We start from the raw sequence: 19,609 nt of genomic DNA, 5'->3' as shown, positions 1-19,609 counted from the left end.
GATAGCATCGGTGTATGACCGTCTCCGAACTGACCACCTCCGCGCAGGACTATCTGAAGATGATCTGGTCGGCGACTGAATGGTCGGAAACTCCGATCACCGTCAGCGCGATGGCTGATCGCTTGGGGGTGAAGCCCTCCACGGTGTCCGATGGAATCAGGCGGCTGTCGAAGCAGGGGCTGGTGACGCATGCCCCGTACGGAAGCATCGAACTCACGGCGGCCGGGCGGGAGCACGCCGTCCAGATGGTGCGTCGGCACCGGCTCCTGGAAACATTCCTCGTTGAGGTCGTCGGTTATGGCTGGGACGAGGTACATGACGAGGCGGAGATTCTCGAGCACGCCGTGTCGGACAGGCTGATCCGGCGCATCGATGAAAAGCTCGGCCACCCCACCAGGGACCCTCATGGGGACCCCATCCCCTCGGCAAACGGACACCCGCACACCCCGCAAGGGTCCCCCCTGACCTCGGTAAGCCCGGATCGGACAGTCACCATCACCCGCATTTCCGACGCCGATCCGGAGATGCTGCGCTATTTCACCGAACTCGGCCTGGCACCGGACACCCGCCTCACCGTCGTGGCGCACCGCCCGTATGCCGATGTCACCACGATCCGGCTCTCGGACCGCGACGTGGATTTGGGCCCGTCAGCCGCAGAAGCCATCTGGGTCATCGCCAGTTAGCGGCCGCCCCTGTTGTCTCATGTCAATAGGTCCGGTAGTCGCACCGTCCCGTGGGAAGCGGCTGATAGCCAGATCCAGCACGATGCCGAGACTAACAGCGCAGAGGATCGCGGTAATCGCCGCCAGTAGATGGTTGTCTTTGAACCACTGACCGAAGAACAACCCGATCGCCACGGAATAGCAGGCCCAGAGGCTTCCGGATATGGTCGTGAGCGCGATAAATCGAGGATGGGGAAAATGTGTGGCGCCGGCAGTGAAATTCACTGCAACCCGCCCCACGGGAACGAAGCGGGCCCCGATAATCAATGACGCGGCGCGTCGCCGGAGTCCCCTGCCGGCCGAGCGGAATGCCGCCAACATGTGTGGTGACCGCATCCAGCGAGAGCGGCGCGTTCGCACGTTCCGGCCGAGAAGGTAGGCGATGTTGTCACCGGTAAATGCCCCCACGGCGGCGAGGAGTACAAGCAGCCAGGCATTGGGGACACCGGCGCTGGCGGAAACAGCGGCCAGTCCCACCACCACGGACTCGCTGGGTATCGGAGGAAAGAACCCGTCAATAATGCTGCAGGCGAGCACGAGCAGGAGCACCCAGGGCTGGCCTGCGGCTGCAAGGATGAAGTCGTTGATTGTCTGCATAGTTGTCCTAACGCATGGCCGCCCTGACACTACTCTCTGGTTACCAGGCCTCATTGAATGCGACCCGTGTTCATTCGTGTAATTGGCTATTCATTTGCGGTGGTTCATTTAGGGCCTGCCGGACCATGGAGGCCCGGCAGGCTGTGGTGTGCTGTCCTCGCACCAGTCCTAATCGTCGTCGTCGCAGCAATCGTCGCAGCAATCATCGCCGCGACAGCCGTTGGCGCAGCAGTCGTCGCGGCAGCATGCGGTGTTCATTCAGCTCACCTCCTCTCCTCAGCGGGATACCTGGATCTGGGTCGGTCTCTCCATCAGGGCCTCGGCGAACACCGCTACCTCTTCCCCGACGCGGTGGCTGATCCTGTGTCCAGGTCCCTGGGCGGACTTCCGCGATCAGCCTGATGGCCTGCGCCGCCGGTGCCGGATCTTGCCAGTAAGGGCCTTGAGCAATTCCGGCGGCGCGTGAGGCTTTCCGCCCCGCCCGAGGGTCAGCGCTTCGTCGTCAGGAAGCGTGGACAGCAGGGCCGGCAGTGCGGCGAACTCGCTCACGACTGCCGCACAACTACTGCATTCGATGATGTGTTTCTCGAACTCGCGCCGCTCGCGTGGATCCAGGGATCCCAGCACATAGACGGCGGCCCACTCCCGATAAGCGTCCGTTCCGTCACCTCTCATCACCAGTCCTCCTCACGATGGGGCTCCAGGCCCGTCTGCGAAACCAGGGGCCGATGACCGGCGGCGGCGTTACGGATGCTTCGGCTGTCCGTTCCGGCGGTTCAACTGCCTTGAGGCGCGGCTAGCGCAGGGTTTCGCGCCGTTTGCGGTATTCGTCATCGTCGATTTCGCCGCGTGCGTAGCGCTCATCGAGGATCCTGCGCGCAGAACCGGGCCCCTCGCCGCCGCCCCGGGCGAGGCGGACAATTGCCCAGATGAGCGCGGCGAGTGCCGCGAGGAGCAGCACTGACCAGCCCAGCATCCATGGCCACATCAGCCACATGCCGTCGTTTCCGTAATGTCCCATCACTGGCTTGGTCCTTCCTTTCCGTCGCTGTGGACTTGCGGACGGAGGCCGTGGGCCCCTCCGGCGGTTACTGGACTTTTCCGGGGCCGTCGACGCCGCCGGAACAGGGTGCCCCGGGCTCGGGCGCCGACTTTGCACTGCGGTATTTGGCGATGAAATCTTTGATCCGTGGATCATCCACGCCCGAAGCCTTCAGCTGCACACCCCACGCCGATGCGACGACCGGAGAGGGATCGCCGCTGTAGGGCGAGAGGATCGCGTAGCTGGAAGGGATGTCCTTGCGCAGCACGTCCAGCTGGGCGCCACTGACCGCCGTCGGGTCATAAGTCACCCAGACCGCCCCGTGCTCAAGAGAGTGCACGGCGTTTTCATTGGGCACCGGTTCGCTGTAGACGGCGCAGTTCAGCGGAACCGCCGAGTGGTTCCCGCCCACGGGCGGTGTCTGCGCGTACTTGACCGGGGTGGTGACATGGTTGGAGCTCAGCCCCGAAAAGCTCTGTACTCCGTCGATCGCCGCGGGCGGGCTTTTCGGCAACGTGCTTGTCACCGCGAAAATGACGAGGCCTGCGACCACCGCGATGCCGACGGTCCAGGCTGTGATGATGAGGATGAGCCTGTTGCGCCGGGCCCTGCTGTGCTGGAGTTTGAATCCTGCCAGCTTCCGCTGGATCTCCGCCTCCCGCTGCTGCTTCAGCGTGGGCTTGCCTCCCCTGGCTGGCTGGGATTTTGACTCGACGGAGCGGGCGCCGCCAGCTCCGCCCTGGTTCTTAGATCGGGCCATGGTCTTCGTGTCCTTCGATTGCGCGGCACCGTGCCGTGCCCTGAGGCTCCCCCCAGCGGCAGGCCGGCATCTCTGCATCAAACCTAACTTACTTAGGTGTTTAGGTGCAATGGCGGAGGCAATCTCCTATCCTTGATAGGACAACACCTGGCCGAGGAGGCAGCATGCCAAGATTTGGCGATCTGGAGAGCGCCATCATGGAACAGATCTGGCAGGCGGACCGGCCGCTGCTGGTCCGGGAGGTCCTGGACAGGCTCGACCGCGGGCTGGCCTACAACACCGTGCATACCGTGACGGAGATCCTGCACCGCAAGGGCTGGCTGACCAAGGAACGCGACGGCAGGGCCTACCGCTACGGACCGGCGGCCGGCAGGGACAAATACGTTGCCGGACTCGTCACGGAGGCACTCTCGCTCACCGATGACAGGACCGCAGCCCTGGTCGGATTCGTCGAGGGAATCCGGCCCGAGGAGGCCGACGAGCTGCACCGCCTTCTCAGCGCGGCCAGACAACAGGACCTGAAGGCATGATCGCCGCCCTGCCCCTCCTCGCCTACGCCCTGCTGCTGGGCGCGGTCGGCCCGCGGCTGCTGCAGGCCGCAGCCTGGCCAGACAGGGCGCCCCGGCTGGCCATCGCAGCCTGGCAGGCACTGAGCCTGACCATCCTGGCCTCCGTCGCCCTCGCCGGACTGGCCCTGACCATCCCCACCGTGACCGTCAGCGCTGACTTGGCCGCACTGCTGCGGGCCTGCGTCATGGCCATCCAAGAGCAATATGCCTCACCCGGCGGAGCGGCAGCCGGAGCCACCGGAGCCGTCCTCGCCCTGGCCATTCTCGGCCGAACCCTCTGGTGCATCATCGCAGGGCTTGCGGGCATGGCACGCGAACGCTCCCACCACAGCAGGATCCTCGACATGGTCGGCCATACCGACCATCGCCGAGGCGTGGTCGTGCTCGATTCAGACGAATCAGCCGTCTACTGCCTTCCGGGCCGGCGCCGGCAGACCGTAGTGACCACCGGAGCGCTGAAGGCCTTGGACGACGGACAGCTGGAGGCTGTCCTGGCACACGAACAGGCCCACCTCTCCGAGCGCCATGACCTGATCCTTGGCCTTTCCCGCGCACTGGCATCAGCGTTCCCCACCATTGCCATCTTCCGCGTCGCCGCCGAAGAAACCGCCAGACTGGTCGAACTGCGCGCCGATGACGCGGCAGCCGCCCGGTCAGGCCGGCTCACCGTGGCCGGGGCCCTGCTGGCCGTCGCCTCAGGAAGCATCGGACACCTCTCACCGGCCGTGGCCCTGGGTGCCGGAGGCAGCGGAGCGGCCGCGCGAGTGCGCCGGCTCATCCCACCGCAGAACCCACTGGGCCGGACCCGCACGACCGCCGGCTCTCTGGCCGTCGCGGTCCTCCTCGCCCTCCCCGTGCTGGTACTGGGAAGCCCCGCGGCCGCCGCGGCCGGACACAACCTCTGCCCCGACGCCACCACATCAATCAACGCCTCTGCCTCCTAAACCCACCCTCCTGGCTGAGCCGATGGACACCCGCCCACCATTGTCCTAAACTCCTTAGGAGAATAGTTTGCGGTCCGTTCCGGGTGAAAGGCGGCATGTCCATGGAAGAACTGCTCTTCAGGGGCACGCTGCTCACCGCACGCCTTGGCGGCGTCGTCGCACTGCTCGCCCCGTGCTGTCCGAGCACGGCCTCCCCTTCGCCCCCGGGCTCATCGCCCACGGACAACTTTCCGCCCGAGCCCTCCGCCGCGACTGACACGCCTTTCCCCCACCCCTGACCGCTAAGGACACCTCATGGAACAGTTTCTCCTTTTTCTTCCCGCCCTGGCTTGCCCCATCGTCATGGGCCTGATGATGTGGCTCATGATGCGCGGCCGCGGCTCCAACGAAAAGGCCGCCACCCCGGACCAGGAGCAGGAGCTGGCCAGGCTCCAGGCCCAGATCGAGGCACTCCGCCGCGCACCGGCCGGCTCCGAAGACCGCCAGCGGACGCCGCACGCCGGGGGGAACCCCGCCGCATGAGCACAGCACTGATCGCGCTGGCCGTCACTGCCGCGGCCCTCGCCCTGACCTGGTTCTTCTGCATGCGTCCAATGCGCCGGCAAGCCCACAGCGGCCGCGAAGGATGCTGTGCACCTCCTGTCCAGAGCATCGATGACCAGCTGACGGCAGCGCGGCAGGAACTTGCGCAGCTGCAGGCCGGCGGACCCGGCACCGACGGCGGAGGGCCCTGGGCACCTCCTGCGCAGAGCATCGATGACCAGCTGACGGCAGCGCGGCAGGAACTTGCGCAGCTGCAGGCCGGCGGACCCGGCACCGACGGCGGAGGGCCCTGGGCACCTCCTGCGCAGAGCATCGATGACCAGCTGACGGCAGCGCGGGAGGAACTCGCGCAGCTGCAGGCCGGCCGCCCCGGCAACGGCCTGGACACCATCCCGCCGCACCGGTGAGGCGGAGGAACCTCCGGCGACTGCACGGCCTCCGCGGGGCCGCCGCGCTGCTGGCCGCCACGGCCGGTATGATATTCGCGGGATTGCTGTCGGCTGTTCCTGCTTCCGCGCACGCCAACCTGCTCTTCACCGCACCGGCCGCCGACTCGACCGTCGCCACAGCCCCGGACACCCTCACTCTGCTCTTCGACCAGCCCGTCACGACCGCAGGGACGCCGGTGAGACTCGAAGACCCTCAGGGCGGCGGGACCGTCGGCGCACCACGGCTCACCCACGAGAACCGGGCCCTGGAAGTACCGCTCTCCGACCCCGCACTGCAGGGCATCTACACCGTGCACTGGCAGGTCACCGCCGGTGACGGCGACGTCATGAGCGGCAGCTACCGCTACGCCGTGGGCCCTTCCGTCACAGCACTGGCCGGAGGGCAAACCACCGACACACAGGGATCCTGGCAGACCACGGCCCTCCGGGTGCTGCTGTTCACGGCCCTGGCACTGGCCCTGGGCGAACGTGTCGGCACCGTTCTGCTGGGCCGGCTCCGCACGGGCCACGACGGCCCGCGGCCGATCGCCCTGTGGGCCTGCCTGGCCGGGGTGGCCGCCGCCGGCGGGTTGGCCCTACTGCTCCTGGGCAACGGCTCCATCACGGCTGGCCTGTCCCGCCCCGTCCCGGACGCCCTGACCGGGAGTCGGCCCGGCATCGTGAGCCTCGTCGAGGTTGTCGCATTTGCCCTGGCCGCGGTAGCGGCCGCAGCACGCAGGCGCGGATGGATCTGGTTTCCGCTGACGGCCGCAATCGGCGCCGAAGCCCTGCGTGCCCACCCGCAAATGGCCGACCCCCTCGTGGGCACGCCGCTGACAATTCTCCATCTGGCCGCGGCCACCCTCTGGACCGGCCTGCTCGTCCACATCCTGCGCACCCTCATCCGGTGGCGCCACTTCCGGGACCTCGCCCGGGAAGCCATCGGCGCGTACGCCCGGACCGCCGTCTGGTTGTTCACCGCCGTGATACTCACCGGGCTTGGATCCGCCCTGATTGTCGTTCCACTGGATAGTCTCCTGACAACGGACTACGGGCGGGTCCTGCTGGTCAAAACCGGACTGGTCGCGGCCGCGGCCGGCCTCGCCCTGGCCGCGCGCCGCCTCCTTCGCAGGCATTCCGCCCTGGAGAAGATCAGACGCCCGGCACGCGTCGAAGCCGCCACCCTGTTCGTGGTCCTCATCGTGTCCTCCGTCCTGACTGTTCTGCCGCTGCCCGGTGACAAGAACGCCCCGCTGGCGTTTCCGCCGCCCGCCTCGGGTCCGGTCGTCCCGGCGGCGGCCCTGGCCGGGGAAATAGGAATCAACGCACGCGCCAGCTCCGGCCAGCTCGTCATCCAGCTGCTGGCCCCGGAAATCACCGACCCATCCGGCAAGGAGGCGGCCGCACAGTTCGGCCTCACAGGCTCCCTCGCCGGACCCGGCGGCGACACCACCGACCTGTCATTCCGAAGCTGCGGCGAGGGCTGCTTTTTCAGCCCCGCCACCTGGCACGAGGGCACCAACCGCCTCACCCTCACGCCGACCTCCGGCATCTGGAACGCCAAACCGGCCGCACTCGCGATCAACTGGCCCGCCCTCCCGGCCCAGGACCTGCTGCAAGAGGCCGTGACGGCGATGAAGGCCGCCCCCTCGGTCACCCTGCACGAACTGGTCACCAGCGACACGGCACGCGGCCTGGGAACACCGCGGTCCTTTCAGACCACCGGCAAGGACTTCATCCGGCGCTCCCTGTATGCCAGCGGGCAGGCCGCCACGGCCACCCGACTCCCCGACGACAACGGCAACCGCCGGCTGGTCCTGTCCTACCCGGCCGAGAATGCTGTCCTCGAACTCACCTTGGACAAGGACGGCCGGATCCTGCACGAGACTCAGACCGCACCCCACCACCTTGTCACCCGAACCCTGATCTACCCCGCACCTGCAGGCCCCCATGACTAAGCACCGCTCAGCAGCCGGACCACCACGCACCTGACCACGAACCGGGACGGAGACATGACATGACAGTCGGCGGTCTTTCGCGGATGGCGATCGCCGGGAACGAAGAACGCCGCCCGCTGTCCCCGCCATGTTCTGGCCGAAAAAGCCTCTACTTTGATTGTCCAACTCAATCGTCACATACCCCCATGGGGTACTGGACTTTATACCCCATAGGGGTATAAAGTGCTGTTATACCCAAGGAGGCATCATGAGTGAAACCCTTGACGCCCGTAGCGTTCCCCCTCAGGAGCACGGCTACGCATCGGACAAGGCCGCCTACCTGAGAAGGCTCAAGCGGATCGAGGGACAGGTCCGGGGCATCGCCCGGATGGTGGACGAGGATGCGTACTGCATCGACATCCTGACCCAGGTCGCGGCCATCAACAAGGCACTGCATGCAGTCAGTCTCGGACTGCTCGAAGACCATATCGGCCACTGCGTCGTCAACGCCGCCGCCGAGACCCCCGAGGCCGGAGGGGCGAAAGTCAAGGAAGCAGCAGATGCCATCGGGCGCCTGCTGCGCTAGGACAAGAAGGAGAACCACCATGAGTATCAACACCACCGTAGGAATCTCCGGCATGCACTGCGGCCACTGCGTATCCTCGGTCACCGAAGAGCTCCAGGAGCTTGACGGCGTCCAGGACGTCACCGTCGAACTGAACAAGGACGGCATTTCCGTGGCCACCATCACCTCGGCCTCTAAGCTTGACCCGGAAGAAATCAGCGAAGCCATCGCCGAAGCGGGCTACACAGTCGCCGGCGGAGCCTAAGAGTGGAATCGGCAACACTGTCCAACACGCGCGTCATTGAACTCGATATTCAGGGAATGACCTGCGCCTCCTGCGTCGCGCGCGTTGAACGCAAACTCGGGAAGCTCGATGGCGTCCAGGCAGTCATCAACCTGCCGCTGGAATCCGCCCAAGTCACCGTGCCCGAATCCATCACGGACCAACAGATCCTCGACACTGTCACCGCTACCGGCTATTCAGCCCGGCTGAAGACGGCCCCGACCACCCGCGACCCAGACAACCGGGGTACCGAGCCCGAGGCTGCGGAACTCTCCACGGACGAACCCGCGGCCACTGCGGCACTGCGTCCCCGGCTGCTGCTCGCCGCCGCCCTCACGCTGCCGGTCCTCATTATGTCCATGGTTCCTGCCGCCCGGTTCCCGCACTGGGGCTGGTGGGCCTTGGCCCTCAGCCTGCCCGTGGTCACCTGGGCAGCCTGGCCCTTCCACCGCGCCGCCGCCGTCAACGCCCGCCATCTCGCCTCCACCATGGACACGCTCATCTCCATCGGCGTGGGCGCAGCATTCCTGTTCTCCAGCTGGCAACTGCTGGCAGATCCCGCCCTGACCGAACACCCGGGCATGGACATGAGCGCCCACGCCCTGTACTTCGAAGTCGCCGCCGTGATCACCACGTTCCTGCTGCTGGGCAGGTACCTGGAGGCGAACGCCAAACAGCAGGCCGGCAACGCCCTGAAGGCACTGCTGAATCTGGGAGCCAAGGACGCCACAGTAATCCGCGACGGCGCCGAGGTCCGGATACCGGCGGAACGGCTGCAGCCCGGAGACATCTTCCTCGTTCGCCCGGGAGAAAAGATCGCCACCGACGGCTACGTCGTAGACGGCCAAAGCGCGATCGACACCTCACTGATCACCGGCGAATCGCTTCCCGTGGACGTCGGCGTGCACGACACCGTCATCGGCGCCACGATCAACACGAACGGCCGGCTGCTGGTAAAGGCCACCCGCGTCGGCAGCGAAACCACACTCGCCCAAATGGGCAAGCTGGTCAGCCAGGCACAAAGCGGAAAAGCCCCGATTGCCCGGCTTGCCGACCGGATCAGCGCCGTCTTCGTCCCGGTGGTCCTCGCCCTCGCCGCAGCCACGTTCACCCTCTGGATGCTCTCCAGCGGCGACCTGCAGTCCTCCTTTACCGCCGCAGTCGCGGTCCTGGTCATCGCCTGCCCCTGCGCCCTGGGACTGGCCACCCCAACGGCCCTGCTGGCCGGCACCGGCCGCGGCGCCCAAATGGGGATCCTGATCAAGGGCCCCCAGGTCCTCGAAGACACCCGCACCGTCAACACCATCGTCCTGGACAAAACCGGCACCGTGACCACCGGGAAACTGGACGTAGCAGGAGTCCAAAGCCTCAACGGGACCAGCCGGGAGGAAGTCCTGACCCTGGCCGGCGCCGTCGAGGCGGCCAGTGAGCATCCGATCGCCCAGGCCATCGCCCGCGCAGCCCGACTGAACGGCCCCCTGCTGCCCGTCACCGGTTTCGACAGCGCACCCGGCGGCGGCGTCCGCGGCACGGTTGACGGCCGCCTCGTGGTAGCCGGGCGGGCGGGCTGGCTGCAAGCGAACGGCATCGACCCTGAAGACAGCCACCGCACCGCGCTCCAGGTCCGGGAACAGGACGGGGCGACCGTCATCTGGGTGGGCGTGGACGGCGAAGCGGCGGGAATCATCAGCCTGACCGACACCGTCAAGACCGGTTCCGCGGCCGCCATCAGCCGCCTCAAGACACTGGGGCTGCGCCCGATCCTGCTGACCGGGGACAATGCAGCTGTCGCCGCTGCCGTGGCCGCCGACGTCGGGATCCCGGCCGAAGACGTCATGGCCAGCGTCCTTCCGGAAGGCAAGGTCGAAGCGGTCCGGGCACTGCAGGCCTCGGGAGCGATCGTGGCAATGGCGGGGGACGGCGTCAATGACGCCGCGGCGCTGGCCCAGGCCGACCTGGGTATCGCGATGGGCAGCGGCACCGACGTGGCAATCGCCGCCGCGGACCTCACGGTCATGGGCAACGACCTCGGCCAGGTGGCCCAGGCCATCGAGCTCTCACGCAGGACCTTGGCCACGATCAAGACAAACCTGTTCTGGGCCTTCTTCTACAACGCCATCGGCATCCCGGTCGCCGCCCTAGGGCTGCTGAACCCGATGATCGCCGGCGCCGCCATGGCGGCAAGCTCCGTGCTGGTCGTGAGCAACTCGCTCCGCCTGCGCCGCTTCCCCCGAAAGAACTAGAGGCCAAACCCGGCAATCGCCCACCCCCGTCAACACCTGCACCCGGCCACAAATGTTGCGAGAAGGGCTGGCCGCTCTTGCCATTGATACCCCCTAGGGGTATGTTTGAGGTGTTGTCAGTGAAGTGGTATGTCCCGGCCGGTGCACCTTCCGGCCTTCACAGCCGTTCAACCCCAGCACCCATCGAAACCGTCTTCGAATGAATGGAACTGACATGTGCGGAACAGAATCACGCAAAGAGCTGCCCCTGGATACCTCTGCTTCGGGCTGCAGCTGCCGCTCACCCGCCGCTGCCGACGAATCCCGGTTTGGGACCGGGGACGCCGAATACTCCCTGGAGGGGCTTAATTGCGGACACTGCGTGGAGAGCGTTCAGAAGGCCGTCACGGCACTTGACGGCGTGAGGGCCGCTTCCGTCGCACTGAACCCGGGCGGCCTCTCACGCCTGGTGGTTTCCGGATCCGCCGCCGACGCGGCGGTCCGTGACGCTGTTGTCTCCGCCGGATACAGCCTGGCCACCCGCTAATCCGGTCCCGCCGGCCTGCCGACCCGACGGGTCACGTGGGCCGGCCCGATCCCCGCAAGGAGGAATCATGGAAGACCACACCCGGCACCACCACCAATCCGTGGCAGATGATGCCGCGCACCGCACTCCCCCGGCGCCCGCCGCGTCCATCACCACGGCCCCCGCCCATGACGGGCACGGCCATCATGAAGGACCTGGCCCCGGCCCCGACGATGACCACGTGGTCCACATGCACGGCCAGCATGCCGGGCATAGCACGGCGATGTTCAAGGACCGGTTCTGGTTGACCCTGGTCCTGTCTGTGCCGGTGGTGTACTTCAGCCCGATGTTCGGGCATCTGCTCGGCTACATGCCGCCCGAGTTCCCGGGGTCAGCCTGGATCCCGCCCGTGCTGGGAACGGTGATCTTCTTCTATGGAGGCATGCCGTTCCTGAAGGGCGGCCTGAATGAACTCAAGTCCCGGCAACCGGGGATGATGCTGCTGATCGGCATGGCCATCAGCGTCGCCTTCGTTGCCTCCTGGGTCACCAGCCTGGGCATTGGCGGCTTCGACCTGGACTTCTGGTGGGAGCTGGCCCTGCTGGTGGCCATCATGCTGTTGGGCCACTGGATCGAAATGCGCGCCCTCGGCTCCGCCCAGGGAGCCCTGGACGCCCTCGCGGCCCTGCTGCCGGACGAGGCCGAACGCATCACCGACGCAGGGACCGAAACCGTGAGCATCTCCGAGCTCCGCGCCGGGGACATGGTCCTGGTCCGGTCCGGGGCGCGGATGCCGGCGGACGGCACCGTTATCGGCGGCCAGGCCGATTTCGACGAATCCATGATCACCGGCGAATCCAAGACCGTGCTCCGGTCCGTCGGTGACTCGGTGGTTGCCGGAACGGCCGCCACCGACAACACCGTCAGGGTCCGTGTCAGCGCCGTCGGGGACGATACCGCGCTCGCCGGGATCCAGCGGCTGGTTGCCGAAGCGCAGGCGTCCTCCTCCCGGGCGCAGGCGCTGGCGGACCGGGCCGCGGCCTTCCTGTTCTACTTCGCCACAGCTGCCGGCGTCATCACCTTCATCGCCTGGACGCTGCTGGGCAGCGTCCCCGACGCCGTCACCCGCACCGTCACGGTTTTGGTGATCGCCTGCCCGCACGCCCTGGGCCTGGCCATCCCGCTGGTCATCGCCATCTCTACCGAGCAGGCAGCCCGGGCCGGGGTGCTGATCAAGAACCGGATGGCCCTGGAGCGCATGCGCACCATCGACGTCGTCCTGTTCGACAAAACCGGCACCCTCACCAAAGGCGAACCCGAACTCAAAGACATCGCCACCGCCGACGGCACAAGCAAGGACGAGCTGTTGGCCCTGGCCGCCGCCGTCGAGGCCGACAGCGAACACCCCGTGGCACGCGCCATCGTCAAGGCAGCCCACCAACAGGGCCTGGGCATCCCGCAGGCCACCGGCTTCACCTCCATGACGGGCCGCGGCGTTCGCGCCGCCGTGGACGGACGCACCCTCCAGGTCGGCGGCCCGGCCCTCCTGAAGGAACTCAGAATCACCGAACCCGAAACACTGGCTGCTTCCACCCGGGAGTGGATGGACCGCGGGGCGGCTGTGCTGCACGTCGTGGACGGCAACCGGATCCTCGGTGCGGTCAGCCTGGAAGACGCCGTCCGCGAAGAGTCCCGCCAGGCGGTCGCCGCCCTGCAGCACCGGGGCGTCAAAGTCGCCATGATCACCGGCGACGCACGCCAGGTCGCCGCCGCCGTGGCATCGGAACTGAACATCGACGAGGTCTTCGCCGAGGTCCTTCCCGCGGACAAGGACAAGAAGGTCGCCGAACTGCAGGCCCGCGGACTGAAGGTGGCCATGGTCGGGGACGGCGTCAACGACTCCCCGGCGCTGGCCAGGGCCGAGGTCGGCATCGCGATCGGCGCCGGCACCGACGTCGCCATGGAATCAGCCGGCGTGGTCCTGGCCGGCAACGACCCCCGCGCTGTCCTGTCGATGGTCGACCTGTCCCGCGCCAGCTACCGCAAGATGTGGCAGAACCTGGTCTGGGCCACCGGCTACAACATCATTGCAGTGCCGCTGGCGGCCGGGGTCCTCGCCTTCGCAGGGGTCGTGCTCTCCCCGGCCGCCGGCGCAGTCCTGATGTCCGCCTCCACCATCGTGGTCGCGCTCAACGCCCAGCTGCTGCGACGGGTGAAACTGAACCCCGCCCAGGTTCGTTGACACAAGCGGGCGCTACCGGCCAGGGGGGCACCGTTTCGTCCCGTGGCCGGTAGCCTAGAAGTCACACCAGATCCCGCCCAGAAAGGAGGAACGTCATGACCGCAGCAGTTCACCGCCACGCGGCGGCGTTCCTTCGCCGCACGGGTCTGGTCGCCGCGGTGCTGGCCATCATCGCCGGAATTTTCGGCATGCACGTCCTGACCGGCACCCACGCCATGCACTCCCCGACCTCAGCCACGCCAGCCGCCGACGCGCACACCACGGCAGTATCCCCTGACCATGCCGGACACCCGGCGCAGCCCGGTATGGTCTCCGGCCATGCCTCTGCAGAGCAGGACCTGGCCGGGGTCACCGTTGAGCCGTGTTCAGAGTCCGGCGACTGCACCAGCATGCAGGCCATGACCGTGGCCTGCACCCCCTCGGCGAAAACCGCGTCCATGGCCGCGCCGCCGCCGGGCACCAACGTGCTGGAGATCAGCAACAACGCCGCGGCAGCCGCTGCTGTCACCAGCCAATGGTCCTATCTTCCCGGCAGCCCTTCACCTTGTGAGCTGTCCATCAGCAGGACGTAAAAGAGGCCCCGCGCCGCCACCCTCCCGGCGCCACGCCCCTTTACCCTGACAGGTCCCCCCGCGGGCCGTCAGGTGCATCACTGATGCACGTATCCCTCCGGCGCCCCGGCGCGACAGCTGATCTCTTGAAGGACCTGATCTCATGACTAAGAAGTTTCTGACCCTTTCCGCAACCGCTATCGCCGCGGCCATCGCCCTGGCAGGATGCGCCTCCGGATCCGGCACCGGATCCACCGGCACCTCCACGCCCGGCATGGACCACGGCAGCTCCAGCGCTCCGGCCAGCAGCGCGCCTGGCAGCGCAACGGCGGCCGCCGCCGACCACAACACCGCGGACGTCACGTTCGCGCAGACGATGATCCCGCACCACACCCAGGCCGTGGAAATGAGTGACACGATGCTCAAGAAGAAGGACATCCCGGCACCGGTGACCGCGCTGGCCACCAAGATCAAGGCCGCCCAAGGCCCTGAAATCCAAACGATGACCGGCTGGCTAAAGAGCTGGAATGAACCCATCCAGATGCCCTCCGGCCATAGCATGACTGGCATGATTGGCGATGAAGAGATGAAGAAGCTCGACGCCGCCCTGGGCACCGAAGCGGCACGGCTCTTCCTGAAGCAGATGATCGCCCACCACGAAGGCGCGATCATGATGGCGAAAACCGAGAACACCGCCGGCAAGAACACGGACGCCGTGCAGCTCAGTAAAGACATCGTGAACGCACAGGAATCCGAAATCCAGGAAATGCAAAAGCTGCTGGCCACCCTCTAACCAGCACCTCAGGCGCGGCCCGCCGCCCAGATGCGGCCAGGCCGGTGCCCGGTACCGCAACCCCTTTTTCGTCCCAACACCCGGAGCTTCCATGCCTATCTCATCCAAAACCATGTCCCGGTCCACAGCCGTGATGGCCGGCGCCGCCGCCCTCGTCCTGGCACTGGCCGCCTGCACCCCCTCGACCGGGCCGACAGCCGGCGCATCATCCACCCGGCAGGCCGGCAGCGGACTGCCCAGCACCCACATTCACGGACTGACCGTCAGCGGTGACACCAGCCAGGTCCTGCTGGCCACCCACGACGGGCTGTTCGACGTCACGAAACAGCCCGCCAGCAAAATCGGCGGCACCAACGACCTAATGGGCTTCACCGCCGGTAAAGACGCGGGCGTCTTCTACGCCTCCGGCCACCCCGGCGAAGGCTCGGGCCTTCCCAACCCGCTCGGACTGATCAAATCCGTTGACGGCGGCAAGACCTGGGAACAGCTCTCCCGGCAAGGCGAATCAGACTTCCACGCCCTCACCACCACCAAATCCGGCATCGTCGCGTTCGACGGAACACTGCGCACCAGCCCGGACGGCAAGACCTGGAAGACCATCACCGCCGGCTTCGCCGCCGCCGCCCTCGCCGGACACCCCGGCACCGACACCGTCCTGGCGACCACCCCGGACGGGATCCAGCGCTCCACCAACGGCGGCACGACATGGACGCCCGTCCAATCCGGACCCATCATCCAGTTCGCCACCTTCGCTAATGCGGCGGAAGTGGCAGGGGTTGAGCCCGACGGAACCGTCCACTACTCGGCCGACGCAGGGGCGACCTGGACGAAGAAAGGCCGTATCGACGGCCAGGTCCTGGCCATAGCAGCCGTCAAGGGCGCCGACGGCAACCCGCGGATCTGGGCAGCCACCGCTGACGGGATCGTGGTTTCCACGGACGGTGGAACGACCTTCCGGCCGTCTGACGCTGGCTGAAACATGGAGATCGGAGAATTCTTCGCCTCCACGGTGACCTCGGGCGCGCTGCTCCTCGCCATCCCCCTGGCCATGACCGCCGGTCTGGTGTCCTTCCTCTCCCCCTGCATCCTGCCCCTGGTACCCGGCTATCTCGGGTTCGTTTCCGGCCTGACCGACCCCACCCAGCCCCGGAACCGCAGCCGCGTGCTCGCCGGTGTCGGACTCTTCGTGCTGGGATTCGCTGCCGTGTTCACCCTCTACGGGGCGGCGTTCGGGGCGATCGGCTCCTGGCTGCTGCGCTGGCAGGACACCCTGATGCGCAGCCTCGGCGTCGTGGTAATCCTCATGGGCCTGGCGTTGCTCGGCATGATCCCCTGGTTGCAGCAGACCCGGAAAATCACCCTCGGGCGCCGGACCGGCCTCGCCGGGGCGCCGCTGCTGGGCATCGTTTTCGGCCTCGGCTGGACACCCTGCATGGGCCCGACCCTGAGCGCCGTCCTGTCCCTCAGCGTCACCACCGGCAGCGCCGAACGCGGTGCCCTGCTGGCCTTTGCGTACTGCCTGGGCCTGGGCATCCCCTTCACCCTCGCGGCCCTGGGCCTGGGCTGGGTCGGCTCCGCGCTGGACTTCGTCCGCCGGCACATCCGAACAGTCAATATCGCCGGTGCCTCCATGCTCATCATCCTTGGAGTCCTCATGGTCACCGGCATCTGGGTGCAATGGATCTACCGTCTCCAAAACCTCTCCGGAACCTTCCTCACGCCCATCTGACCTCCTTGGCACACCGACGTCCCGCAGGTCTGCTTCGACCCATGCGTGAATCACCGCCACGGACCGGGTGCGTGCCCATCTCGTCATCCCGAACACTCTCCCAGGAAAGAAAGGACGACCCGCATGAGAAACTCCAAAAAGTCTTCCACCGACCGCCAGGCCATCCTGGCCTCCCTCAAGGCCAGGCAAAAAGCCAAGCAAAGGAAATGGAACGTCCTGGTCTATGGCGGCTTCGGGTTGCTCCTGGCTGCCATCGCAGCCGCCGTGGCCATCAGCGTCACCGGTTCCATCCAGGAAAAGAATGCAGCCGCTGAGGCGGCGAAACGGCCCATCGAGGGAATCCAGACCTACCCAGGCCTGGCCGGCAAGCACGTCCAGGGCCCCGTCAGCTACCCCCATGAGCCCGGGGCAGGCGGCGACCACTCCGCAACCTGGTCGAACTGCGGCGTCTACACCGAACCCATCAGCGAGGAGCGCGCGGTCCATTCCCTGGAGCACGGTGCTGTGTGGCTGACCTACAACTCCAGCCTCACTCCGGCTGGAATCAATGAGCTCACTGCCCTCGCCAAAGATAAGCCCTATGTTCTCCTCAGCCCGGTCAAGGACCAGGCAGCTCCCGTCACCGCCACGGCATGGGGCGCACAGCTGACCCTGCAGAACACCGATGATTCCCGCATCCCGGCCTTCATCAACGCCTATGTCCAGTCGCCGAACGCACCGGAACCCGGTGCTCCGTGCACTGGAGGGGCTGACGGATGATGTGGCACCGGACAGCTCTGAGTCCGGCCGCTCCCGGGACCGGAGGCATGGTGTAGTGACTGCGGGCGGCGATATTTGGCGCACAGATCCCGCCACGTTGCGCGATGTCATCCTGGACCGTGACGCTGTGGAAGCCCGGCTCGGGGACTGTCCAACGCTGGAGCGTGTTTGGATTCTGTCGCTGCTGGACCGGCACGAGGAGGCCCTGGATGAGGGCCACAGGCTGCTGGAGAGCTCCGGGGACCGCTTTAAGCCGCTGCTGGTCCTCGCCCATGCCTATCAACGCCGGTACCGGTGGGCAGACGCCACTCGACTGCAGGAGGAAGCCCTGCGGCTGGCCGCCACGGGCACCAGAGAGGCACTGGTCCGCCACCACATCGCCAGACGCCTTTTCGACGAAGCGCGGTACCGGGACGCTGCCGCCGAGTTCGACTGGGCCAGTGACCTGTACCGGGCTGCGGGGCGGATCCGCCTCGCCGAAGTCTCCCGGCAGGCAGCGCTGCGCAGCCGCGAGGTCTACGAGCATGGGCGCGCCGCATGGCACTGACGGCGAAGATCCGGGGCTGCGCTCACCCAGGAAGTCGTCCATTGCCCGGCAGCCAGGGCAGCCTGGGCAGCCTGGAGAGGAGGATCTGACCATGCGTGACCCGTTCCTGCTCCTGTTCGGCGTAGCCATTGTTGCTGTCGCCATCGCAGCGGGGCTTGCCCTGACCCGAGGCGGGAGCCGGACCGCGGCCGACCGGCCTCGCGCCGGGGCGAACCAGCAGGACCAGGCAACAGCCAGTGGTGTCCGCCATCGCTGGGGGCTTGCAGGCTGCGTGGCCGTGGCCGCGGCCGGTCTTGATGTCGCCGTGGTCTACGGAATCGGCACCTCGCCCTCCGCGGGTTCCGGCATCACCGTGGAGCTCGGCTTTGCCCTAATGGTCCTCGCCGTCGTGTGGTTCATCTTCCGCCAGGAGGTCCTGAGCTACCAGCTTCGGATGGCAGCAGCACTGTACGACGCCCCGGTGCCGGCCGAGCCGGAGCAGGTCCGGGCCGCGGAATCCGTCGGAGCGTTCCTTCGCCTGGTGCTCTTCCTGCCGGGACTCTTCATCGTGCTGGCCAAGTTGATCCTTCGCTAGTACGCCGGTCGCCTGTTGGTGCCGGCGGCAGGGGCTGACGTTGTGAGCGCGGCGGGTCTAGGGTGGGGCGTGACGGCCGGGCTGGCCGGCCGCCCCCAGTGACAGGAGCCGCATAATGACCCACCACATCAGCGCGATGCTTGAATCCCATCCCCGAGGTGCCGGTACGGGCGGGAAGGACACGCTGGCCGCGTGCATCGCCGCCTGCCTTGAATGCGCGCAGGCCTGTACGGCGTGCGCTGACGCCTGCCTTGGCGAAAAGATGGTCGCCGACCTCGCTGCCTGTATCCGCATCGATCTGGACTGCGCCGACATTTGCGCCGCCACCGGCAACATCCTGACCCGCCAAACCGCCACCAATACAGACATTACCCGTGCGGTGCTTGAAGCCTGCCGGGCCGCCTGCGCCGCCTGCGCCGAAGAGTGCGAGCAGCACTCCGGCATGCACGAACACTGCAGGATCTGCGCCGAAGCCTGCCGCCGCTGCGAAGACGCCTGTGCGGCGCTCCTGACTGCAATGGGGTGAGACGACAGGACACAACGGCCGGGCCGCCGCCGGCTCGGCGCTCTACCTGCTCCCTCCTCAGGTCCTGGGATGCTGTGCTCCCGCTGGTGGTTGCAGTCCGCTCATCGTGACTCTAACGAGCCGGTGGGCGGCTTCGCGGGACGTCAGCCCGGCTGCCGCCTCCAACGCGTGCAGGCAGTAACCGGCGAGCTCGTCGGGGGCGACATCGTCACGGAAGACCCCTGCCTCTGCGCCCTCGCGCAGCAGGTCCGTGAGGAATTCGTTGAGGTGCTGCTGGGCGTGGCTCACGTGCTGGCTCTGGTGCAGCCGCGCCGCCTCTGCCCCGCCGTGGCGTGAGCGGGCAATCATGGCGTAGGTCTGCAGCACGGCTTCGAGTTGCCGCTCAGGCTTGTCGGCGCTGTGCCGGACCTGGGCCAGTTGTTCCAAATGGGCCCGGACCTGGCGCTCATGCCAAGCGGACAGAATGGCATCCACATCCGGAAAATACTTGTACAGGGTCGCCCGCCCGATCCCGGCAGACTGGGCGATCTGCGACATCGTCACCGAAGCCAGCCCATGCTCCCCCACCAAAGCAGCTGTGGTGTCCAGGATGGCGGCCCGGACCGCGCTCCGATGGGTCTCGATGGTCTCATTCCAGAGTTTCGGCATTCCTGAATTATACGCTTCGTCGCATCTTGGACACATCGCCGGAGGCGAGACATACTGTCTTATAAGAAGCCGCCGCCACGCAAATGACTGTGCAGGAGAAAT

General features: G+C 66.9%; 25 protein-coding genes. 20 read left to right on the top strand and 5 right to left on the bottom strand.

The features are described from left to right. Window positions 1–14: 14 nt before the first annotated feature. Window positions 15–683, top strand: coding sequence for a metal-dependent transcriptional regulator (locus BWQ92_RS19350; RefSeq protein WP_076802334.1), 669 nt, complete (start codon window positions 15–17; stop codon window positions 681–683). Here the strand turns inward: BWQ92_RS19350 and BWQ92_RS19345 are convergent. From BWQ92_RS19345 to BWQ92_RS19330, 4 genes are all read right to left on the bottom strand, one after another. Beyond that, window positions 648–1,319, bottom strand: a complete 672-nt coding sequence (locus tag BWQ92_RS19345; protein ID WP_083706368.1) for a DedA family protein — start codon at window positions 1,317–1,319, stop codon at window positions 648–650. The two genes, BWQ92_RS19350 and BWQ92_RS19345, sit on opposite strands and share 36 nt — an antisense overlap. Before the next feature lie 393 nt (window positions 1,320–1,712). Then, window positions 1,713–1,994: an anti-sigma factor family protein gene (locus tag BWQ92_RS19340; protein WP_076802332.1), complete on the bottom strand. Its 282-nt coding sequence runs from the start codon at window positions 1,992–1,994 to the stop codon at window positions 1,713–1,715. A 121-nt stretch (window positions 1,995–2,115) separates the two neighbouring features. Beyond that, window positions 2,116–2,340, bottom strand: coding sequence for an SHOCT domain-containing protein (locus BWQ92_RS19335; protein ID WP_083706367.1), 225 nt, complete (start codon window positions 2,338–2,340; stop codon window positions 2,116–2,118). Window positions 2,341–2,407: 67 nt separating this feature from the next. Continuing rightward, on the bottom strand, window positions 2,408–3,121 hold the full coding sequence (locus BWQ92_RS19330; protein ID WP_076802329.1) for a DUF3105 domain-containing protein: 714 nt from the start codon (window positions 3,119–3,121) through the stop codon (window positions 2,408–2,410). 164 nt (window positions 3,122–3,285) lie between these two features. Here BWQ92_RS19330 and BWQ92_RS19325 point away from each other — a divergent pair, with 164 nt between their 5' ends. The 19 genes from BWQ92_RS19325 (at window position 3,286) to BWQ92_RS19240 (ending at window position 18,859) form a co-directional block, all read left to right on the top strand. Then, the gene (locus BWQ92_RS19325; protein WP_076802327.1) at window positions 3,286–3,651 is read left to right on the top strand and encodes a BlaI/MecI/CopY family transcriptional regulator; all 366 of its coding nucleotides are present in this window, start codon (window positions 3,286–3,288) and stop codon (window positions 3,649–3,651) included. Further along, the gene (locus tag BWQ92_RS19320; RefSeq protein WP_076802324.1) at window positions 3,648–4,634 is read left to right on the top strand and encodes a M56 family metallopeptidase; all 987 of its coding nucleotides are present in this window, start codon (window positions 3,648–3,650) and stop codon (window positions 4,632–4,634) included. Before BWQ92_RS19325 ends, BWQ92_RS19320 begins: the two co-directional genes overlap by 4 nt. Window positions 4,635–4,729: 95 nt before the next feature. After that, window positions 4,730–4,912, top strand: a complete 183-nt coding sequence (locus BWQ92_RS23655) for a hypothetical protein (protein WP_157365208.1) — start codon at window positions 4,730–4,732, stop codon at window positions 4,910–4,912. A 16-nt stretch (window positions 4,913–4,928) separates the two neighbouring features. Next, window positions 4,929–5,156 (top strand): hypothetical protein, encoded by a 228-nt coding sequence (locus BWQ92_RS19315; protein ID WP_076802322.1) that lies wholly within the window; start codon window positions 4,929–4,931, stop codon window positions 5,154–5,156. Then, entirely contained in the window at window positions 5,153–5,584 is a 432-nt protein-coding gene (locus tag BWQ92_RS19310) for a hypothetical protein (protein ID WP_076802320.1), read from the top strand. Before BWQ92_RS19315 ends, BWQ92_RS19310 begins: the two co-directional genes overlap by 4 nt. 83 nt (window positions 5,585–5,667) lie before the next feature. Then, a complete protein-coding gene (locus tag BWQ92_RS19305) occupies window positions 5,668–7,563 on the top strand; it encodes a copper resistance CopC/CopD family protein (protein ID WP_172804310.1) in 1,896 nt (631 codons plus the stop codon). Between the two features lie 247 nt (window positions 7,564–7,810). After that, a complete protein-coding gene (locus BWQ92_RS19300) occupies window positions 7,811–8,128 on the top strand; it encodes a metal-sensitive transcriptional regulator (protein ID WP_076802318.1) in 318 nt (105 codons plus the stop codon). Window positions 8,129–8,147: 19 nt separating this feature from the next. After that, complete coding sequence (locus tag BWQ92_RS19295; protein WP_157365207.1) at window positions 8,148–8,372, top strand: heavy-metal-associated domain-containing protein; 225 nt, start codon at window positions 8,148–8,150, stop codon at window positions 8,370–8,372. Window positions 8,373–8,428: 56 nt separating this feature from the next. Beyond that, a complete protein-coding gene (locus tag BWQ92_RS19290) occupies window positions 8,429–10,633 on the top strand; it encodes a heavy metal translocating P-type ATPase (RefSeq protein WP_083706479.1) in 2,205 nt (734 codons plus the stop codon). Window positions 10,634–10,832: 199 nt separating this feature from the next. Then, entirely contained in the window at window positions 10,833–11,159 is a 327-nt protein-coding gene (locus BWQ92_RS19285) for a cation transporter (protein WP_236783003.1), read from the top strand. Between the two features lie 67 nt (window positions 11,160–11,226). Further along, entirely contained in the window at window positions 11,227–13,380 is a 2,154-nt protein-coding gene (locus BWQ92_RS19280; protein WP_076802309.1) for a copper-translocating P-type ATPase, read from the top strand. A 95-nt stretch (window positions 13,381–13,475) separates the two neighbouring features. Beyond that, window positions 13,476–13,952 carry a hypothetical protein gene (locus tag BWQ92_RS19275; protein WP_076802306.1) on the top strand — a complete coding sequence of 159 codons (477 nt, stop codon included), beginning with the start codon at window positions 13,476–13,478 and terminating at the stop codon, window positions 13,950–13,952. Window positions 13,953–14,094: 142 nt separating this feature from the next. After that, window positions 14,095–14,724 (top strand): DUF305 domain-containing protein, encoded by a 630-nt coding sequence (locus BWQ92_RS19270; RefSeq protein ID WP_076802303.1) that lies wholly within the window; start codon window positions 14,095–14,097, stop codon window positions 14,722–14,724. A 91-nt stretch (window positions 14,725–14,815) separates the two neighbouring features. After that, window positions 14,816–15,700, top strand: coding sequence for a F510_1955 family glycosylhydrolase (locus BWQ92_RS19265; protein ID WP_076802301.1), 885 nt, complete (start codon window positions 14,816–14,818; stop codon window positions 15,698–15,700). 3 nt (window positions 15,701–15,703) lie between these two features. Then, a complete protein-coding gene (locus BWQ92_RS19260) occupies window positions 15,704–16,453 on the top strand; it encodes a cytochrome c biogenesis CcdA family protein (protein ID WP_076802299.1) in 750 nt (249 codons plus the stop codon). Between the two features lie 123 nt (window positions 16,454–16,576). Next, window positions 16,577–17,212, top strand: coding sequence for a DUF3105 domain-containing protein (locus tag BWQ92_RS19255; RefSeq protein ID WP_076802297.1), 636 nt, complete (start codon window positions 16,577–16,579; stop codon window positions 17,210–17,212). Window positions 17,213–17,267: 55 nt separating this feature from the next. Further along, window positions 17,268–17,759, top strand: coding sequence for a hypothetical protein (locus BWQ92_RS19250; protein WP_076803836.1), 492 nt, complete (start codon window positions 17,268–17,270; stop codon window positions 17,757–17,759). A gap of 91 nt (window positions 17,760–17,850) precedes the next feature. Next, complete coding sequence (locus tag BWQ92_RS19245) at window positions 17,851–18,333, top strand: hypothetical protein (protein ID WP_076802295.1); 483 nt, start codon at window positions 17,851–17,853, stop codon at window positions 18,331–18,333. Window positions 18,334–18,448: 115 nt separating this feature from the next. Further along, a complete protein-coding gene (locus BWQ92_RS19240) occupies window positions 18,449–18,859 on the top strand; it encodes a four-helix bundle copper-binding protein (protein WP_076802292.1) in 411 nt (136 codons plus the stop codon). Window positions 18,860–18,916: 57 nt separating this feature from the next. On the opposite strand, the gene BWQ92_RS19235 is transcribed toward BWQ92_RS19240, so the two are convergent. Beyond that, window positions 18,917–19,507, bottom strand: coding sequence for a TetR/AcrR family transcriptional regulator (locus BWQ92_RS19235; RefSeq protein WP_076802290.1), 591 nt, complete (start codon window positions 19,505–19,507; stop codon window positions 18,917–18,919). Window positions 19,508–19,609: the final 102 nt, after the last annotated feature.

The sequence above is a fragment of the Arthrobacter sp. QXT-31 genome, assembly GCF_001969265.1.
Classification (GTDB): Bacteria; Actinomycetota; Actinomycetes; order Actinomycetales; family Micrococcaceae; genus Arthrobacter.
Note: the sequence above shows the minus strand (reverse complement) of the source record. Positions and strands in the feature narration are given on the sequence as shown.

Coding starts and splice junctions, on each gene's coding strand:
- BWQ92_RS19350 (WP_076802334.1), top strand. CDS start 15: ATGACCGTCTCCGAACTGACCACCTCCGCGCAGGACTATCTGAAGATG.
- BWQ92_RS19345 (WP_083706368.1), bottom strand. CDS start 1,319: ATGCAGACAATCAACGACTTCATCCTTGCAGCCGCAGGCCAGCCCTGG.
- BWQ92_RS19340 (WP_076802332.1), bottom strand. CDS start 1,994: ATGAGAGGTGACGGAACGGACGCTTATCGGGAGTGGGCCGCCGTCTAT.
- BWQ92_RS19335 (WP_083706367.1), bottom strand. CDS start 2,340: ATGGGACATTACGGAAACGACGGCATGTGGCTGATGTGGCCATGGATG.
- BWQ92_RS19330 (WP_076802329.1), bottom strand. CDS start 3,121: ATGGCCCGATCTAAGAACCAGGGCGGAGCTGGCGGCGCCCGCTCCGTC.
- BWQ92_RS19325 (WP_076802327.1), top strand. CDS start 3,286: ATGCCAAGATTTGGCGATCTGGAGAGCGCCATCATGGAACAGATCTGG.
- BWQ92_RS19320 (WP_076802324.1), top strand. CDS start 3,648: ATGATCGCCGCCCTGCCCCTCCTCGCCTACGCCCTGCTGCTGGGCGCG.
- BWQ92_RS23655 (WP_157365208.1), top strand. CDS start 4,730: ATGTCCATGGAAGAACTGCTCTTCAGGGGCACGCTGCTCACCGCACGC.
- BWQ92_RS19315 (WP_076802322.1), top strand. CDS start 4,929: ATGGAACAGTTTCTCCTTTTTCTTCCCGCCCTGGCTTGCCCCATCGTC.
- BWQ92_RS19310 (WP_076802320.1), top strand. CDS start 5,153: ATGAGCACAGCACTGATCGCGCTGGCCGTCACTGCCGCGGCCCTCGCC.
- BWQ92_RS19300 (WP_076802318.1), top strand. CDS start 7,811: ATGAGTGAAACCCTTGACGCCCGTAGCGTTCCCCCTCAGGAGCACGGC.
- BWQ92_RS19295 (WP_157365207.1), top strand. CDS start 8,148: ATGAGTATCAACACCACCGTAGGAATCTCCGGCATGCACTGCGGCCAC.
- BWQ92_RS19290 (WP_083706479.1), top strand. CDS start 8,429: ATGACCTGCGCCTCCTGCGTCGCGCGCGTTGAACGCAAACTCGGGAAG.
- BWQ92_RS19285 (WP_236783003.1), top strand. CDS start 10,833: ATGAATGGAACTGACATGTGCGGAACAGAATCACGCAAAGAGCTGCCC.
- BWQ92_RS19280 (WP_076802309.1), top strand. CDS start 11,227: ATGGAAGACCACACCCGGCACCACCACCAATCCGTGGCAGATGATGCC.
- BWQ92_RS19275 (WP_076802306.1), top strand. CDS start 13,476: ATGACCGCAGCAGTTCACCGCCACGCGGCGGCGTTCCTTCGCCGCACG.
- BWQ92_RS19270 (WP_076802303.1), top strand. CDS start 14,095: ATGACTAAGAAGTTTCTGACCCTTTCCGCAACCGCTATCGCCGCGGCC.
- BWQ92_RS19265 (WP_076802301.1), top strand. CDS start 14,816: ATGCCTATCTCATCCAAAACCATGTCCCGGTCCACAGCCGTGATGGCC.
- BWQ92_RS19260 (WP_076802299.1), top strand. CDS start 15,704: ATGGAGATCGGAGAATTCTTCGCCTCCACGGTGACCTCGGGCGCGCTG.
- BWQ92_RS19255 (WP_076802297.1), top strand. CDS start 16,577: ATGAGAAACTCCAAAAAGTCTTCCACCGACCGCCAGGCCATCCTGGCC.
- BWQ92_RS19245 (WP_076802295.1), top strand. CDS start 17,851: ATGCGTGACCCGTTCCTGCTCCTGTTCGGCGTAGCCATTGTTGCTGTC.
- BWQ92_RS19240 (WP_076802292.1), top strand. CDS start 18,449: ATGACCCACCACATCAGCGCGATGCTTGAATCCCATCCCCGAGGTGCC.
- BWQ92_RS19235 (WP_076802290.1), bottom strand. CDS start 19,507: ATGCCGAAACTCTGGAATGAGACCATCGAGACCCATCGGAGCGCGGTC.